The 15,913-nt window shown below is 69.9% G+C and carries 18 protein-coding genes; 15 read left to right on the top strand and 3 right to left on the bottom strand.

Features of this window, described 5'->3' with window-relative positions; translation table 11 throughout:
• Nucleotides 1–2: 2 nt before the first annotated feature.
• The 6 genes from AC5WRT_RS02780 to AC5WRT_RS02755 all read left to right on the top strand — a co-directional run bounded on the left by AC5WRT_RS02780 (nt 3) and on the right by AC5WRT_RS02755 (nt 4,316).
• The gene (locus AC5WRT_RS02780; protein WP_496094527.1) at nt 3–1,391 is read left to right on the top strand and encodes a sensor histidine kinase; all 1,389 of its coding nucleotides are present in this window, start codon (nt 3–5) and stop codon (nt 1,389–1,391) included.
• Between the two features lie 15 nt (nt 1,392–1,406).
• On the top strand, nt 1,407–2,159 hold the full coding sequence (locus AC5WRT_RS02775) for a response regulator (RefSeq protein WP_496094526.1): 753 nt from the start codon (nt 1,407–1,409) through the stop codon (nt 2,157–2,159).
• A 134-nt stretch (nt 2,160–2,293) separates the two neighbouring features.
• A complete protein-coding gene (locus tag AC5WRT_RS02770) occupies nt 2,294–2,491 on the top strand; it encodes a Flp family type IVb pilin (RefSeq protein ID WP_496094642.1) in 198 nt (65 codons plus the stop codon).
• A complete protein-coding gene (locus tag AC5WRT_RS02765; RefSeq protein ID WP_496099938.1) occupies nt 2,488–3,075 on the top strand; it encodes a pilus assembly protein TadG-related protein in 588 nt (195 codons plus the stop codon). Before AC5WRT_RS02770 ends, AC5WRT_RS02765 begins: the two co-directional genes overlap by 4 nt.
• A 34-nt stretch (nt 3,076–3,109) precedes the next feature.
• A complete protein-coding gene (locus AC5WRT_RS02760; protein WP_496094525.1) occupies nt 3,110–3,694 on the top strand; it encodes a hypothetical protein in 585 nt (194 codons plus the stop codon).
• A gap of 7 nt (nt 3,695–3,701) precedes the next feature.
• Complete coding sequence (locus tag AC5WRT_RS02755; RefSeq protein WP_496094524.1) at nt 3,702–4,316, top strand: OmpA family protein; 615 nt, start codon at nt 3,702–3,704, stop codon at nt 4,314–4,316.
• Between the two features lie 370 nt (nt 4,317–4,686).
• On the opposite strand, the gene AC5WRT_RS02750 is transcribed toward AC5WRT_RS02755, so the two are convergent.
• The gene (locus tag AC5WRT_RS02750) at nt 4,687–5,109 is read right to left on the bottom strand and encodes a DUF3224 domain-containing protein (RefSeq protein WP_496094523.1); all 423 of its coding nucleotides are present in this window, start codon (nt 5,107–5,109) and stop codon (nt 4,687–4,689) included.
• A 472-nt stretch (nt 5,110–5,581) separates the two neighbouring features.
• Between AC5WRT_RS02750 and AC5WRT_RS02745 the strand changes: the two genes are divergently transcribed.
• From AC5WRT_RS02745 to AC5WRT_RS02735, 3 genes are all read left to right on the top strand, one after another.
• Complete coding sequence (locus AC5WRT_RS02745) at nt 5,582–5,956, top strand: hypothetical protein (RefSeq protein ID WP_496094522.1); 375 nt, start codon at nt 5,582–5,584, stop codon at nt 5,954–5,956.
• Nucleotides 5,953–7,800, top strand: coding sequence for an alpha/beta hydrolase (locus tag AC5WRT_RS02740; protein ID WP_496094521.1), 1,848 nt, complete (start codon nt 5,953–5,955; stop codon nt 7,798–7,800). Before AC5WRT_RS02745 ends, AC5WRT_RS02740 begins: the two co-directional genes overlap by 4 nt.
• Nucleotides 7,801–7,892: 92 nt before the next feature.
• A complete protein-coding gene (locus AC5WRT_RS02735; protein ID WP_496094520.1) occupies nt 7,893–8,378 on the top strand; it encodes a hypothetical protein in 486 nt (161 codons plus the stop codon).
• A gap of 54 nt (nt 8,379–8,432) precedes the next feature.
• On the opposite strand, the gene AC5WRT_RS02730 is transcribed toward AC5WRT_RS02735, so the two are convergent.
• On the bottom strand, nt 8,433–8,807 hold the full coding sequence (locus AC5WRT_RS02730; protein ID WP_496094519.1) for a DUF192 domain-containing protein: 375 nt from the start codon (nt 8,805–8,807) through the stop codon (nt 8,433–8,435).
• Nucleotides 8,808–8,899: 92 nt separating this feature from the next.
• Between AC5WRT_RS02730 and AC5WRT_RS02725 the strand changes: the two genes are divergently transcribed.
• Nucleotides 8,900–9,772: an LLM class flavin-dependent oxidoreductase gene (locus AC5WRT_RS02725; RefSeq protein WP_496094518.1), complete on the top strand. Its 873-nt coding sequence runs from the start codon at nt 8,900–8,902 to the stop codon at nt 9,770–9,772.
• A gap of 46 nt (nt 9,773–9,818) precedes the next feature.
• Nucleotides 9,819–10,310: a GNAT family N-acetyltransferase gene (locus tag AC5WRT_RS02720; protein WP_496094517.1), complete on the top strand. Its 492-nt coding sequence runs from the start codon at nt 9,819–9,821 to the stop codon at nt 10,308–10,310.
• A gap of 12 nt (nt 10,311–10,322) precedes the next feature.
• Here the strand turns inward: AC5WRT_RS02720 and AC5WRT_RS02715 are convergent, their stop codons facing one another.
• Entirely contained in the window at nt 10,323–10,832 is a 510-nt protein-coding gene (locus tag AC5WRT_RS02715) for a DinB family protein (RefSeq protein ID WP_496094516.1), read from the bottom strand.
• Between the two features lie 52 nt (nt 10,833–10,884).
• Here AC5WRT_RS02715 and AC5WRT_RS02710 point away from each other — a divergent pair, with 52 nt between their 5' ends.
• From AC5WRT_RS02710 to AC5WRT_RS02695, 4 genes are all read left to right on the top strand, one after another.
• Nucleotides 10,885–11,670, top strand: a complete 786-nt coding sequence (locus tag AC5WRT_RS02710) for a class I SAM-dependent methyltransferase (RefSeq protein ID WP_496094515.1) — start codon at nt 10,885–10,887, stop codon at nt 11,668–11,670.
• 682 nt (nt 11,671–12,352) lie between these two features.
• The gene (locus AC5WRT_RS02705; RefSeq protein WP_496094514.1) at nt 12,353–13,126 is read left to right on the top strand and encodes an isoprenyl transferase; all 774 of its coding nucleotides are present in this window, start codon (nt 12,353–12,355) and stop codon (nt 13,124–13,126) included.
• Nucleotides 13,127–13,472: 346 nt separating this feature from the next.
• Complete coding sequence (gene phoH2 / locus AC5WRT_RS02700; RefSeq protein ID WP_496094513.1) at nt 13,473–14,798, top strand: RNA 5'-3' helicase PhoH2; 1,326 nt, start codon at nt 13,473–13,475, stop codon at nt 14,796–14,798.
• 422 nt (nt 14,799–15,220) lie between these two features.
• Nucleotides 15,221–15,913 (top strand): aggregation-promoting factor C-terminal-like domain-containing protein (locus AC5WRT_RS02695; RefSeq protein ID WP_496099893.1); only part of this gene is annotated, 693 nt, incomplete at its 3' end.

The raw sequence follows: 15,913 nt of genomic DNA, 5'->3' as shown, positions 1-15,913 counted from the left end.
ACGTGACGGCGGCGGGCCTGACGGGACGCGGCGGTGGAGTGTTCTCCGGGGCCGCGGGCCGGTTGCGCGCGTTCTTCGTCCGGCTCGCACGCCGTCGCAGGACGGCCGCCGGGACGGATCCCGCCACCGCCGAGCCCTCGGAGAAGATCCAGATCAGCGCCCTGCAGGCCCTGTGCCGGCAGGTCTTCGGCTTCCGCCTGGCCATGATCGCCCTGGCCGCCCCCGCCGCCCTGCTCCACGCGGCCCCGGGCCTGGGCGCCCGCCTGGTCGGCGCGGCCGTGGTGGTCACCTTCATGGTGTCGTACGTCCTCTTCCGAGACTGGGAACGCTTCGGCCCCCTCCTGCTGCGCCACCCGAGCCTCCTCGCCGCCGACACACTCTTCGGCTCGTTCCTGCTGATCTCCGCCGGCCCGGACACCACCCTCGCCTACGTCAGCGTCTGCACCCCGCTCCTCGCGGGACTCGTCTACAGCTGGCGCGGCGCGGCCTGCTTCGCCTCCCTTCAGTCCCTGATCCTGCTGCTGGTCCACGCCACCCTGAAGGCCGACCGCCACGCCCCGGTCGCGGAGGCGCTGCTCCTGCCCGGCCTGTGCGTGATCTCCGGCGCCATGGGATCCACCCTGCGGGGCCTGATGCTCCGCTTCGGCGCCGCGACCCACGCCCTGACGACGGTCCAGGCACGCCTCGCGGCGGCGGAGGCGGTGAGCGCGGAACGCGCCCGGCTGGCCCGCGAGATGCACGACTCCGTGGCCAAGACGCTCTACGGCGTGGCGCTCGCCGCGGACGGTCTGGCGGCCACGGCCTCGTCCGGCGCTCCTGACCCCGACCGCATCCGCCGGCAGGCGGAACTGGTGTCCCGCTCGGCGCGCCGGGCCGCCGCGGAATCCCGGGAACTGCTTGCGGACCTGCGGCGCGAGCCGGGTGATCCGCCCGAGGAACAGCCACTCTGGCAGGAACTCGCCCACGAGGTGGACCGGTTCACGGCCCGCACGGGCCTCCGGGTGACCCGCGACTGGCCCGCCGGAACCGACCCGGCCCTCCCCGCGGTGCCGCCCGCCCTGGCCCGTCACCTGCTCTCCATCACCGCCGAGGCACTGGAGAACGCCCACCGGCACGCGTCCGCGACCCACGTGGCGGTAGGGGCGGCGATCCACGGCGACCTCCTGCGCCTCACGATCCACGACGACGGCCACGGCCTGCCATCCCATACCACGCTCGAACGACTGCGCGGCCGCGGCCACTTCGGTCTGCTCGGCATGGTCGAGCGGGCCGCACAGGCGGGCGCCCGCATCCGCATCGGCCGGGGCGGCCACGAACGGGGCACGGAGGTCCGCGTGGAACTGCCGCTCTCGGCTCTGAACACCCCTGACCCCTCACCCCGGGAAGCCTGAGAGGAGAGCGGCATCATGCGGCACACCCACCCCTGGCCGGCGGAACCGGCGGCGGCCGCATCACCGTTGCGACTGCTGGTGGCCGACGACAACCCCGTGGTCCGGGCGGGCCTGACGGCGCTCCTCTCCGGGCGCGCGGACACCACGGTGGTGGCGGAGGCGACGGACGGCCGCGAGGCGTACGAGGCCGCGCTGCGGCACCGCCCCGATGTGATCCTCCTCGACGTCCGCATGCCCCGCGTCGACGGAATCTCCGCATTGCCGCACCTGGTACGGCTGGCGCCGGTCATGATGCTCACGTACAGCCACGAGACGGATACGGTACGGGAGGCGCTGCGGCTGGGGGCGGGGGGATACCTGGTGCACGGCGAGTTCACCACCGAGCAGTTGGTGCGGGCGGTGCGGGATGTCCGGGAGGGGCGGCCGCATGTGACCCCGGGGGCGGCGAAGGCGTTGCTGACGGAGCTGCGAGCAAGTGCAACTGCACACCCTGAGCGTCAAACACTGGCCTTCTTAGGGGAAAGCGCCCCCCAACCTCTTTCGCAAGTGCAATCATTCGTGGGAAAGTCGTTCCGTTCACGTTTCCGGCTGAGCACGAGGGAGGCGGAGATCATGGACCTCATCGCGTCCGGCATGACCAATCAGCAGATCGCCGCCGCCTGCTTCATCTCCGAGAAGACGGTCAAGAACCACATCAACCGCATCTTCGCCAAACTCCAGAGCACCAGCCGCTCCCAGGCGGCCGCGAAGTGGCTGGGGGTGGCGTGAGGTGGATGCGCGGGGGACGCGGGGGAGCGGTCTGCGGGGGGAATGGGTCCGGGGTTGGGTCCTGGGACCCTCGGGCGGGCGCCGTGTCCCGGCATACGTTGCCCGGATCGGAGGCGAACCCGGAGGGGACCACCATGAACAACTGGTTCAACACCACCGTCGCGTATCTGCAGGCCCGTGCGGCCCGCAGCGACAAGGGGCAGACCGCGGTGGAGTACCTGGGCATCATCGCGGTGGTGGTGGCGATCGTGTTGGCGATTACGGGCACGAGCATCGGACAGTCGATCTACGACGCGATCACGAACAAGATCGCCGAGGTCACCGGCGGCTGAGTCCCCCACGCCGCGACGCAGGGCAGGCCTTCCCCATCTACATCACGGTGGTGGCAGGCCTGCTCTTTCTTGCGTTGGCCTACCTCGCCGTCGGACAGGCCGCGGTGAACCGGGGCGGCGCCCAGACGGCGGCGGACGCGGCAGCGCTCGCGGCGGCGCAGAACGAGCGCGACCAACTCACGGCCCGATGGGTGAAGGTACTGGCCGACCCGACGAAGTGGCAGGACATCTTCGACGGCAGGGTGACGTTCGACGACCCGTGCGGACGGGCCGGTCGACTCGCCGCGCAGAACGATGCCGTGTTGACCGACTGCTTTCCCCCCGGGGTGCTGAAGTACCGCGTCGACGTGCAGACCGACAAGTCCGTCGGCCGCTCCGTCGTGCCCGGGTCGGAGAACTACAAGTCGAAGGCTTCCGCCACCGCCGAAATCGAATCCCTGTGCACCTTCAAGCTTCCCGACGCAGGCGGCGGCGGCACGCTGCCCCAACTCACGTGCAGGGACAAGGTCTGGCATCTCGAGCCGGACGACACGGCGGGGCTGCCGAAGCCGGAAGACCTCTTCGACGTCCACCTGACCGACTGACGAGCGAACGATCAATGACGAAGGAAGCGGAGCGATGAGCATGCGGTTCACTGCGAGGGCCCGCAGGGGGATGGTCGCATTGACCGTTGCGGCTGGTCTGGCCGTCGGCGTGGCCGGTTGCGGTGGAAGCGGCGGCGGGGACGACAAGAAGCCGGAACGTTCGGCGCCCGCGTCCAGGACAAGTGGCGCGAACCCGAGCACTCAGGAGGGGCAGGCGGACCAGCCGCTGGCCGAGTTGAAGGGGTCGGACGGCCTGCTCCTCCAGATCACCTCTGCTCAGCGTGATTCGGGTGGCTTCGTCACGGTCAACGGCACATTGAAGAACGACGAGGCCCAGACCGTTGTCATCCCGTCCGCTCTGAGCGGCAATGAAACCGAGATCATCAAGAACGGCAGGTCTCTGGGCGGAGCGACACTGGTCGACCCGCAGGGCAAGAAGCGTTACTACGTACTGCGGGATACCGAGGGCCGCCCGCTGACGACCACGGGCTTCTCGACGCTCAAGGCCGGTGAAACCTTGGCCGTCTTCATGCAGTTCCCGGCTCCGCCGACGAACACGTCCGAGGTGGAGTTCCAACTCCCGACCTTCTCCTCCGCCACCATCAAGATCTCCGGATGAGGCCGAAGTGACCACACCCCGCCTCGCCCTCACCCTGACGGCCGTCGCCCTCCTCCTCGCCGTCACCCCGGCTCAGGCCGACGACACGGACCCCAGCCCGCCTCCGGACACGGCGCCCTCCGCCGCGGCACCGGTGAAGATCGACCCCAAGGACCCCGACCTGAAACTCCCCGAGGGCGCCACCCTGGCCGCGCCGAAGGTGCTGGACATCAAGTCGGTCGTGGAGGACCAGAGCGGGGACGAGCGCCGGGAGGACACCAACGCCGACGTGACCTTCGCGCTCCAGGCGGAGGTCCTCTTCAGCAAGGACAGTGCCAAACTCGGCGACGAGGCCAAGTCCCGCATCGCCACGATCGCGGAGGAGATCAAGAAGCAGAACGCGGCCCAGGTCCGTGTCTTCGGCTTCACCGACAACCTCGGCTCCGCCGCCCACGGCGACGTCCTGTCCCGGCAACGCGCCGACGCCGTACAGGCCGTCCTGGACCAGGACCTGAACGACCCGAACATCACCTTCGAGGTCCGAGGCTACGGCGAGCAGTACCCGATCGCGGACAACTCCACGGAGGAGGGTCGGCGCAAGAACCGCCGCGTGGAGGTGTCGTTCCCGCGCTCGTCGAGCTGACCGGTACCGGTCGGGAAGAGGGCGGCGCTCGGTGTGTACGCGACGTATCTGCCGGAATGGCTGATGGCGTGATCCGCGTACCCGCCGAAGTCCGTGACCGGCTCGCCATCGTGGCGGAGGCACGAGAGACCAGTCTGCATGCCCTCCTGCAGGAAAGAGCGGCTCGGACGCTGACTCCTGCGCAGATCAGGGCGCGGGCGGATCGCGGCCTTCGGCGTCGCGGCGGCCGTGCGCGTGGCACGGCGGAATCCCGTGCTCCCGGACGGGGCGCTGATGGCCACCGTCGCACCGGAAGCCCATGACGGATCCGGATTCGGCGTCACGCCGCTGAACCGCTGACCACGCCGCGGGCGACAAGCCCGACCGGACTCTAGGAACCGCCGCCGCTCACCTCGTACTCGAACCAGATCCGATGGGTGCCGTCCGCCTCGATCCGCACACCGCCGGCCCCGCGGATCCCGGCGAGTGCTCCCGTCCCGCTCCCCGGCACGATCACGAAGAACTCAGCCTCTCTGCCTTCCCCGAGGGTCGTCGCAGAGTGGGCGAAGTTGAAGCCGCCGCTCAGCCCGCCGAGGCTTCCCTCGAAGGACTCCATGGCGACATAGGTGCCGGTCCCCGTGGACTGGTCGTACGCCGCGGTGAACAGCGTCCCCGAAACGCCGGCGACCTCGCCCTCGTACCGCTTCCGCATCGTGGCCACCCCGACCGGCACCGCCGTCTCGACGACCGGCTCCGGCAGTCGCACCTGAGCCGGAGTGAACTCCTCGACCCTGAACGTCCCTGAAGCTCGCATGCCGCGATGCTAGGGCGCGCCACTGACAACGGGGGTGCCTGCGGGAGGGGGAAGCCGCCGACGGCCGCGGGGACGACGCATACGACGCCGGCACACGACTGAGCGAGGGAGTGGGGGACCCCTCGTCGGTGACCTGCCGTGGGAGTGTCAACGGCGGCAAGCCTGCGGGCAGCAGTCGGTTTCCGGCCAATCGGTGCCGCGCGTCACCGTCAGGAAGCCGCGAAGCCCCAGGGCGGCAGCCACAGCCCGGAATCGTTTCTGCCGGAGGGACGCACTCCCCACACGGCAGACGATCACGCGGTCCGAGGACGAACGCCGATGCCGCGTGGTGACTGATATGAACGGGTCGATTACACGCGGTAGCTACAGTTTCCTCGACCACGCCGGCAGTGCGGCAGCGAGCTGGACGCGGTCGCAGCAGCCGACGAGAGACACGGGGAGGGACCACGCATGGTGGAAGAAGGGCCGGCGCGTGGGCTTTGACTGGGAGAAGGCCGTGGGCGTTCCGCCCCGCGTCGGCGACCCCGATCTGCGGATCAGCAGGACACCGTGGACGAGCGCGTCCCGCGTGGCGGACGAACTGCACACCGGTACAGACAACGGTCTGACCGACCTCAAGGAGACCGGGGTTGGTGTGACGCGTGGGGCCGAGGGATTCGACTGTACGGCCGCGCTGAATGAGGTACGCGCCACCTGGGAGGCCCGGCTCGCCGCCGTCCGGAACGAATGCGGCCGGCTGCACGGAACCCTGGCCGGGACGGGAAAGCGCTTCGGCGAGGTCGACCACCACGTCGCGGGCCGAGTGCGCGGCGTCCCCGTGGGCAGCACCCCGGACTGGGCCCGGTGAGGCTCGTGCCCACCTGGCAGCAACTTCGCGACCTGAAGCCGTCGGAGTACCGGGACGCCGCCGACGGCTGGGGCAGGGTGAGCCACCGCGCGGACGCCGCCCGACTCCGGGTCGACCGGGAGATGACGATTCCGGTCCGGTCCACCCAGAAGGGGGAGACGGCCACCAGGGCGGCAGGCGAGTTGGACCGTCTCAGTCGTAACTACCAGTACGTCCACGGCGAGTGCGGGCTGGTCCGGACGACGCTGGAGTCCCTCGCCGCCGATCTGGAAGGAACTCAGCGAAAGCTGAAGCAGGCGTTGGAAGACGCCGAGGCGTTCAAGTTCACGGTGAACGGGGACGGCTCGGTGACGTATCCGCCGCCTGCCCCGAAGGACGGCGTCCCGGCGTCGGCCCCGTCGGTTCCGGGCGTGGGCGGTGGTACGGCGCGGGCGGGTGCGCCTGTCCCTTGTCCGCCGGGCAAGGGTGAGGGCGGCGGCAATCCGAACAAGGCCCTGGCCGAGGACATCGCCGAACGCATCGCGAGCGCGATGCGCGAGGCAGGCGAGATCGACGCGCGCTACGCGTCGGTGCTCCGCAGGCTCAAGGCCCCAGCCGGGCTGGACGTCACCGACGGCATGCTGGTCGACGCGGCCGAGGACATGCGAGCCGTGCAGAAGGCCGTCGCCCACCACCTCGACGAGAGAAAGGTCCCGCACGGAAAGTCTCCCGCCGAGAACAGGAAGTGGTGGGACAGCCTCACCGACGCCCAGCGCGATGAGTACGCGACCCTCCACCCCGCCGAGATCGGCGCGCTCGACGGCCTGCCGTCCGAGGTGCGTGACACCTCCAACCGGATCGTGCTGGCGGAAACACGGGCGCAATTCGCGCAGGAGTACGACCGGCTGGGGCCGGAGCCGCCGCAGTACGTCCAGGGCGGCGACCCTCCGTCAGCCGTCGTCAACCCGAACTGGCAGCAGTGGCAGAGGGTCGGCGGCGTGCGGGTGCGGGAGATGCTCAAGGGCATGGACGCGATCCAGGACCGGCTGGACGCCAGCGGCGTGCCCGGCCCGGATGGCAGGCCCGGCCTGCCACAGGCGTACCTGCTCGGCTTCGACACCAAGGGCCTCGGACACGCGGTCATCGCCAACGGCAACCCGGATACCGCGGACAACACAGCCGTTTACGTGCCGGGGACGGGGTCGCGGTTGGCGAATGCCGGTGGCGACATCAAGCGGATGACGGATACGTGGCAGGAGGCGCATGCGCAGGCTCCGGGCAAGACCACGTCCACCATCACCTGGATCGGTTACGACGCTCCGCAGAACGTCCTCACCGACTCCCCGTCGTCGAGCTACGCCTACGACTCCGCCCCCAGGCTCAACAACTTCCTGGACGGTCTGCAGACCGCTCGCAGCGGCTCCGGCGCATGTACGCCGTCGAGCCATACCACGGTCATTGCCCACAGTTACGGCACCACCGTCGTCGGCGCTGCCACCAAGGAACACCACATCGCGGCCCACGACATCGTGGTTGCGGGCAGTCCGGGCATGCTGGTCGGCGACGCGAGCGACTTGGGCGTGGGGAGCAACCATGTATGGTCCGAGGCCGCCGGCGACGATCCGGTGCCCTACATCGGCCGGGGGTTCCTCGGTGGGGAGAAGTGGGGCGTGCACCATTACCACGGGATTCCCTACGACGTCGGTTACATCACGACCATCCCGTCCGACGAGGCGTTCGGGGGTCACCGGATGGATGTGGACACCAGTGGGCACAGCGGCTACTGGGACAGAGGATCGACGTCACTGGGGAACCAGGGGGCGGTTGTAGTCGGTAAATACGGTGACGTCAAGGAAGAGAAGTGAACCCTCGCAGGCAGCAACTGGCTTGGCGCCGACTGGCCTTCTGCTCAGCAGCCGGTGTCTTGGCCCTCGTCATGACGGGGTGCTCAAACGACATGAAAAGCGATGACGTGAGTTCTGCCGATCATACCGCTCAGCGGGCGACTCTCGCGGTCGACCAGGCAAGGACGAAAGCCAACCGCCTCTCCAGTCAGATTCTTGACATGATCGGAATCGATGGAGGCAGGGTGGCAGGCGGGGGCGCTGGTGTCTCCCTTTGCGACGACGACCCTGAACACTCTTACCGCATGCGTCACCCGTGGTCGATCTACGAAGTGGCTCCTGACAAACTGAAGGCCGGTTTCCGCCGCCTGAGGGAGAGTCTGCCCAAGAACGGTTGGAAAGTTGTCGCATACGGCCGTGACACCAGTGCCAACAAGAACCTCGAAATCACCGCCGATTCGCAAACTGAGCCCTTCTCGGTCAACGCTTCCCTGCACATCACGGGCTCAGAGGGAACCCAGCAACCCATGATCCAGGTCCACGTCGTCTCCGGCTGCTTCCGCGCCCCCAAAGGAACGGATCTCAGCAAGGAGTTCTGAGGCGACGTCGGCAGGCGGTGCGTCAGGCTGCCGGGCCGCGCCACGCGACGACGCTCAGTTCGCCTCGACCGCAACCCGAACGCCGGCGGCAAGCCCCCACCCCGCCATGGCACCCGCCTCCGCCTCCAACACGTGCCGCGCCCGTAGCCGGGGCAGGCCCATGCGACCGGGCTTCATCGTTCGGACGGCGAGGACGGTGAGGTCGCGGTCCAGGTAGGCGACGTCGATCGGGATGCGCATGCCGAAGGTGTGGACCCCGCTTGCCGGTGACAGCAGCATCGCCCCGGTGATCGAGTCGCGGCCCAGCAGGCCCTTCGTCCGGGCCCGGTGGGAAGCGGAGACTTCCAAGGGAAGGACCAGCGGGGCTGCCCCTTCCTCAGGCCCGGGTACGATCAACCTGCCTGCGCCGTCCCGCCAGCGTCTTCCCACGTCCGTCTCCTCCCGGGATCCCTCGGCGCCGCCAACCCTCCACCAGCAGAAACCAGTTGTCACCCCACGTTCTCCCCACTAGGAAGAACCTCATGACTGGACTCGGTGTCGTCTTCCGCCCCCAGCTCCCGCCCGAGCGGCTGAAGGACGTGGCCCGTGTGGCGGACGAAGCGGGGCTCGAGGAGCTGTGGTTGTGGGAGGACTGCTTCCGCGAGGGCGGGATGTCGACCGCCGCAGCCGCACTCGCCTGGACCGAGCGGGTGCGGGTGGGGGTCGGGCTGTTGCCGGTGCCGCTCAGGAACGTGGCGCTCACCGCGATGGAGGCCGCCTCCCTGCACCGCATGTTCCCGGGGCGCGCGACCGTCGCCGTCGGGCACGGGGTGCAGGACTGGATGGGGCAGGTCGGTGCCCGTCCGGCCTCGCCGCTCACCCTCCTCGGTGAGCATCTGGACGCCCTGCGCTCCCTGTTGGGTGGCGAACGCCTCACCGTGCGGGGGCGGTACGTGTCCCTGGACGACGTCGGCCTCGACTGGGCGCCGAAGCGGCCGGTGCCGGTCCTCGCCGGTGCCACCGGGCCGCGTACGCTCCGGCTCTCCGGAGCCAAGGCGGACGGCACGGTCCTCACCGCCTCCTGCTCCCCGGACGACGTACGGCGGGCCCGGCGGCTCATCGAGGAGGGGCAGAAGGAGGCCGGGCGCGGCGAGCGTCACCAGGTCGTCGTCTATCTGCTCGCCGCCACCGGGGCCGACGCCTCCGCCCGGCTGCGCGCCGAACTCGCCGCCGAGGGGCTGGCGTCGGCCACGGAGGTGGGAGTGGCCGGGGACGCGGGCGCCGTGGCCGCGGCCGTACGGCGGCTCGCCGAGGCCGGTGCCGACACCGTCGTACTGCAGCCGACGGGAGACGAGCCCGACCCGGAGGGGTTCGTGCGGTTCGCCGCCGCTGAAGTCCGGCCGCTGGTGCCGTAACCGCAGGTGGTGGGCGTTGTCAGTGGTGGCTGACACACTTCCTGGCATGAGCGACGAGCGCGACGGGCGGAGTGAAGTGCGGCTGCGGGGTGTCAGCGACGAGGATCTGCTCGTCTTCCTCGCCTACGAGCACGAGCCGGAGGCCGTCCGGCGGTCGAGGTTCTCCCCTCGGCCGCGGGAGGCCTTCCTCACGCACTGGCGCCAGCGCGTCCTCGGTGATCCCGGCTGCCTCGTACGGACCGTCACCGTGGGCGGCGAGGCGGCCGGGCACGTCGTCTCCTGGACGGCTGAGGACGAGCGGCGGTTCGTGGGGTACTGGCTCGGGCGGCCGTACTGGGGGCGTGGCGTCGGCACCCGTGCGCTCGGCATGTTCCTGGAGCTGGAGCGCGTGCGGCCCCTGTACGCCGACCCCTTCCACGCGAACACCGCCTCCGTCCGCCTGCTGGAGAGACACGGCTTCGAGCGGGTCGGCACCGTGCGGCACGGGGACGCCGAGCACGTCCTGCTCGTGCTCGGCGGTCCGGGGGCCACCGCGTGACCTCGATCGCGGTCAGCCGGAGCCCGTGACCGGCGGATGGTCGCCGGTCGCGCCGTCGATCAGCTCCCGCAGGATGTCCATGTGGCCCGCGTGCCGCGCCGTCTCCTCGACCATGTGGACCAGGGTCCAGCGCAGGCTGACGGTGACGTCCCGCCAGGCCGGGCTGCCCTGGGCGTCCAGCGGCAGCCGGGTGATCACGGCGTCGGCGGCGGCGCGGGCGCGGCCGTAGAAGCCGACGATCCGCTCGGTCGTCTCCTCGGGGGTGACCCGCATGTCGTCGTGCGGGTCGAACCACAGCGGTTCGGGCTCGTCGCCGAACGTCTCCACGAACCAGGCGTACTCGACCGAGGCCAGGTGTTTCACCAGTCCCAGCAGGTTGGTGCCGCTGGGGGTCATCGGCCGGCGCAGCTGCTCGTCGTCGAGGCCGTCGAGCTTCCAGAGCACGGCGTTCCGGTGCCGGTCCAGGCTCGCGTGCAGCGTCTGCTTCTCACCGGCGAAGTACGTCGTCGTAGGCGTCGTCATGCGGGCGGAAAATAGCAGGCCCTGTGGACATCGCCCTGGAACCATGGCGCACATGCCGATGAACCGTTCGTTCGAAGACCTCGTGGCCGAGGGCGTCGCCGTGCCGACCGAGGGATGGGACTTCTCCTGGTTCGAGGGGCGGGCGAGCGAGGAGCGGCCCTCGTGGGGCTACGCCGCCTCGGCGGGGGAGCGGGTGGCCGGGACGGAGGCCGTGCTGGACATCCAGACCGGCGGTGGCGAGGTGCTCGACTTCGTCCTCACCACCGCGGCCCCGGCCCGGCCGGTGCTGGCCGCCGCGACGGAGGGCTGGCCGCCGAACGTGGCCAAGGCGAGCGCGCTGCTGCGGCCACGCGGGGTCGTGGTGGTCGCCGCCCCGGACGACGCGCCGCTGCCGTTCGCCGACGAGACGTTCGACCTGGTGCTCAGCCGCCATCCGGTGCGGCCCTACTGGGGCGAGATCGCCCGGGTGCTGCGGCCGGGCGGAACGTACTTCGCCCAGCACGTCGGGCCCGCCAGCGTCTTCGAGCTGGTGGAGTACTTCCTCGGGCCACTGCCTCAGGAGGTGCGCTCCGGCCGGGATCCGGAGCGCGAGCGGGCCGGGGCCGAGGCGGCGGGCCTGGAGGTGGCCGGGCTGCGTGCGGAGCGGCTGCGGATGGAGTTCCACGACATCGCCGCCGTCGTCCACTTCCTGCGCAAGGTGGTGTGGATGGTGCCGGGTTTCACGGTGGAGGCGTACGAGCCCCGACTTCGCGCGCTGCACGGGCGGATCGAGAAGGAGGGCCCGTTCGTGGCGCACAGCACCCGACACCTCTTCGATGCCCGCAAACCGACCCGCTGACGGACCCGGGACCGAAGGTTTCCACATCGTTATCCCGTGAGGTTCACGGCGGCCTCATCCGTCACATAGGTTCAGACCAAGGTAATGCGCGTTGGCAAACCCGCGCGGCCGGTACCGCGCAGAGGAGGGGGCTGCGCGGTGCCGTGAAACCGGACGATGCACCGGAACCGTCAAGTCGCCGTTCGCCGACACGGTAGCCCGTCGGGGGGACGCCGGATGCGACTCACCGACATGCCCACTGGACGGCGTAAACCTTTCAGAACCCTCCGAATCAGGTCGTATCCGACCGTTTTTCCCTGGGAATCGGCTGTGAATCAGCCATGAGGCCCCCCTGAACCGCACCTTCCACGCTCACCGGGGCGTCGCCGGTCGACTCCGGAGAGTAGTGGTGGGTCGCTGATGCACCCGCGATCCCTCACGAAGGGTTATGGTGGAAACCCCCCCTCGGGCCGGTCCGTCTCCCCCCCACGGACCGGCCCGTTTTTCGTCCCGGCCGTCCGCGGGCCTTTCGACGGGAACCGCGGGAACCGGCGGGCGCCGGCCCGGCGTCCCAGGGAAGGGGCCAAGTCCCCGCCCCCAGGCCCCAAACCCCGGGCCGGAGCCGAGCCTGCGGCGGGGGTAGGCTCAACGGCTCCGGCACCCACCGCACCCCGATCCCGCCGCCAAACCCCCGGAGGGCCCCGTGAACCTGCGCGACAACCTGCGCAGCCTGCTCGTCAGGCTCTACGCACGCCGGGTGGAGGGCCACCTGGACCACGCTCAGGTGCCCAAGCACATCGGCGTCATCATGGACGGCAACCGCCGCTGGGCGAAGGCGTCCGGTTCCACCACCGTCCACGGCCACCGGGCCGGCGCGGACAAGATCGAGGAATTCCTCGGCTGGTGCACCGAGACCGACGTCGAGGTCGTCACCCTGTGGCTGCTGTCCACGGACAACTTCGACCGGCCGCAGGAGGAGCTCGTCCCGCTGCTCGGCATCATCGAGGACGTCGTGCGCACCCTCGCCGCCGACGGCCGCTGGCGGGTGCACCACGTCGGCACGATGGACCTGCTGCCGGCCGGGATGCAGCGCACACTGAAGGAGGCCGAGGAGGCCACCGCCCACGTCGACGGCATACTCGTCAATGTGGCCATCGGCTACGGCGGCCGGCAGGAGATCGCCGACGCCGTGCGCTCCATGCTGCTCGACGCCCACGACAAGGGCAGCACGATGGAGGACCTCGCCGAGTCCGTCGACATCGACATGATCGGCCGTCACCTCTACACCGGTGACCAGCCCGACCCGGACCTGGTCATCCGCACCAGCGGTGAGCAACGGCTGTCCGGATTCATGCTGTGGCAGACCGCGCACTCCGAGTACTACTTCTGCGAGGTCTTCTGGCCTGCCTTCCGCAAGGTCGACTTCCTGCGCGCCCTGCGCGACTACGCCGCACGTCACCGCCGTTACGGTGGCTGAACCGCACCCGACGCCCCGCCGGCCACCGCACCGGCGGGGCGTTCCTGTACCCCGGATTCGTGCGGACGTAACGAGGAGTTCACCGGCACGCCGGTGGCCGCTTTTGCATGGCGGTGCATGTTCGAGGGCATAAGCCAGACAGGTCGACACCCGAACCACGGGTGTCGGATCTCAGCGGGCGGCACGGGGCCGTCCGCCCGGGAGGCCCTTTGCACCAGCCCGATCGTGCGGTCACAGCACGGACGAAGAGGCGGGGGGCCGGTTCGCGGCCCGCGCAGGGCGGCCGTCGACCGGTCCAGCTCGTTCTCGTCGCTCCCCGACCTCATCCGAGGGGGTACGTCCTTCCGTGGTGACCAGCGCAAAGCGCCACAAGCCAGACCGGCGCACCTACGTTCTCGACACCAGCGTCCTGCTGGCCGACCCGAACGCCCTGACCCGCTTCGACGAGCACGAGGTCGTGCTTCCCATCGTGGTGGTCACGGAACTGGAGGCCAAGCGGCACCATCCGGAACTCGGCTACTTCGCCCGCCAGGCCCTGCGCCTGCTGGACGACTACCGGGTCCGGAACGGCCGTCTCGATGCCCCCATCCCGATCGGGGATCTCGGCGGCACCGTCCGTGTCGAGCTCAATCACTCGGACCCCAGCGTGCTGCCCACCGGCTACCGCCTGGGGGACAACGACTCCCGCATCCTCGCGGTCGCCCGCAACCTGCAGGCCGAGGGATACGACGTCACGGTCGTCTCGAAGGACCTGCCCCTGCGGATCAAGGCGTCCTCCGTCGGGCTGCTCGCCGAGGAGTACCGCGCCGAACTCGCCATCACGGAGAATTCCGGCTGGACCGGAATGTCCGAACTGACGCTGTCCGGTGAGCAGGTGGACATCCTCTTCGAGGAAGGACGCCTGTACGTCCCCGAGGCCGCCGAACTGCCCGTGCACACTGGCCTGACCATTCACTCGGAGCGCGGCAAGGCGCTCGGCCGGGTCACCGCCGAGGGCAACATCCGCCTGGTGCGCGGCGACCGGGAGGCGTTCGGCATCAAGGGTCGCAGCGCCGAGCAGCGCATCGCGCTCGACCTGCTGCTCGACCCCGACGTCGGGATCGTCTCGATGGGGGGCCGAGCCGGCACCGGCAAGTCGGCGCTGGCGCTGTGCGCGGGCCTGGAGGCGGTCCTGGAGCGCCGTCAGCACCAGAAGGTGATGGTGTTCCGCCCGCTGTACGCGGTCGGCGGGCAGGAGCTGGGCTATCTGCCCGGCACCGAGGCGGAGAAGATGAGTCCGTGGGCGCAGGCCGTCTTCGACACGCTCTCGGCGGTCACCAGCCGCGAGGTCATCGAGGAGGTCACCGCGCGCGGGATGCTGGAGGTGCTCCCGCTCACCCACATCCGGGGCCGTTCGCTGCACGACGCGTTCGTGATCGTGGACGAGGCGCAGTCGCTGGAGCGGAACGTGCTGCTGACCGTTCTGTCCCGGATCGGCGCCAATTCACGGGTGGTTCTCACCCATGACGTGGCGCAGCGGGACAATCTGCGCGTCGGGCGCTACGACGGAGTCGTCGCCGTGGTGGAGAAGTTGAAGGGGCACCCGCTCTTCGCGCACGTCACGCTGACCCGGTCCGAGAGGTCCCAGATCGCGGCACTTGTGACCGAAATGCTGGAGGACGGCCACATCTGACCCCTCGCGCGCGGCCGTTGGCGCCGTTCGGCAAAGGCCCAGAGCCTAGCCGGACGGCGCCTCGGCGTGTGGAGCTTTCCGGAAATCCCCAGGGCCAAACGGGATGTGAGCTTTCACACGCAACACAGAATTGCCACCCGGCGTCCGGTTACGGCAGAGTCTCAGTCCTGTCAGGCCCCGCATACGACACACCTGTACCCCTGGGCGCACCGCCCACGCCCTCAAGGCAGTGGGGGAGGTGCAGCACCACCAACTCCATAGAGTTCGTCGTATGCCGCCCGAGCACCACGCGGCCTCTCCCCGCAGCGGGAGTTGCCCACCGGGCCCGTGCCTCCCGTGACCCCGCAGTTGGGAGGCCAGCGTCAGGGGCACGATTGCGTCCGCCAGGGTCACCGAAGCGGGCGATGCTGGAAGGAAACCGTGTGAGCCGGATTTCGGTCCGGGGATTCGCAGTGGCCTCGGCCACCGCGGTCACCGCCGTCGGAAGCGTCGTCGGAGTTGCCTCGGGCAGCGTCGCGCAGAACAACAACGACGCCGAGGCGACGGCAGCCGACACCACGCTCCTCGCCGACATACCCGCGGGTCAGCAGGCGCAGGTCCAGTCCGCGTCGCTGACGCATCAGGCCGACGCCCAGGCCATCGCGGCGGACGCGAGCGCCAAGAAGGACGCCGAGGAGGCGGCCCGCAAGGCGGCCGCCGAGACCGCCATCGCCAAGAAGGCGGCGGCCGAGCAGGCTGCCAAGGACGCCAAGGCGCGCGCCGAGGCCAAGTCCGCGGCCAGCCGTGACAGCGCCCGCGACTCCTCCAGCTTCCCGGTCCAGAGCAGCTATACCGTCGCGCAGATCCAGGCGATGGCACGTCAGATGGTGGCGGCCGACCAGTTCCAGTGCTTCAGCAACATCGTGAACAACGAGTCGAGCTGGAACTACCAGGCGGTCAACGCCTCCTCCGGTGCCTACGGCCTCTTCCAGGCCCTGCCCGCCGGCAAGTACGCCTCCGCCGGCGCCGACTGGCGCACCAACCCCGCGACCCAGATCAAGTGGGGCCTCAACTACATGAACAGCCGGTACCACAGCCCCTGCCAGGCGTGGTCCTTCTGGCAGGCCAACCACTGG

This window comes from Streptomyces sp. NTD91 (assembly GCF_059510455.1).
The sequence above is the reverse complement of the archived record's forward strand: the minus strand, read 5'-3'. Positions and strand labels throughout refer to the sequence as shown.

What these genes read in the sequence shown, in the direction of transcription:
- AC5WRT_RS02770 (WP_496094642.1), top strand. Translation starts at nt 2,294, where the DNA reads ATGAACAACTGGTTCAACACCACCGTCGCGTATCTGCAGGCCCGTGCG.
- AC5WRT_RS02715 (WP_496094516.1), bottom strand. Translation starts at nt 10,832, where the DNA reads ATGACGACGCCTACGACGACGTACTTCGCCGGTGAGAAGCAGACGCTG.
- AC5WRT_RS02710 (WP_496094515.1), top strand. Translation starts at nt 10,885, where the DNA reads ATGCCGATGAACCGTTCGTTCGAAGACCTCGTGGCCGAGGGCGTCGCC.
- AC5WRT_RS02720 (WP_496094517.1), top strand. Translation starts at nt 9,819, where the DNA reads ATGAGCGACGAGCGCGACGGGCGGAGTGAAGTGCGGCTGCGGGGTGTC.
- AC5WRT_RS02775 (WP_496094526.1), top strand. Translation starts at nt 1,407, where the DNA reads ATGCGGCACACCCACCCCTGGCCGGCGGAACCGGCGGCGGCCGCATCA.
- AC5WRT_RS02750 (WP_496094523.1), bottom strand. Translation starts at nt 5,109, where the DNA reads ATGCGAGCTTCAGGGACGTTCAGGGTCGAGGAGTTCACTCCGGCTCAG.
- AC5WRT_RS02760 (WP_496094525.1), top strand. Translation starts at nt 3,110, where the DNA reads ATGAGCATGCGGTTCACTGCGAGGGCCCGCAGGGGGATGGTCGCATTG.
- AC5WRT_RS02735 (WP_496094520.1), top strand. Translation starts at nt 7,893, where the DNA reads ATGAAAAGCGATGACGTGAGTTCTGCCGATCATACCGCTCAGCGGGCG.
- AC5WRT_RS02725 (WP_496094518.1), top strand. Translation starts at nt 8,900, where the DNA reads ATGACTGGACTCGGTGTCGTCTTCCGCCCCCAGCTCCCGCCCGAGCGG.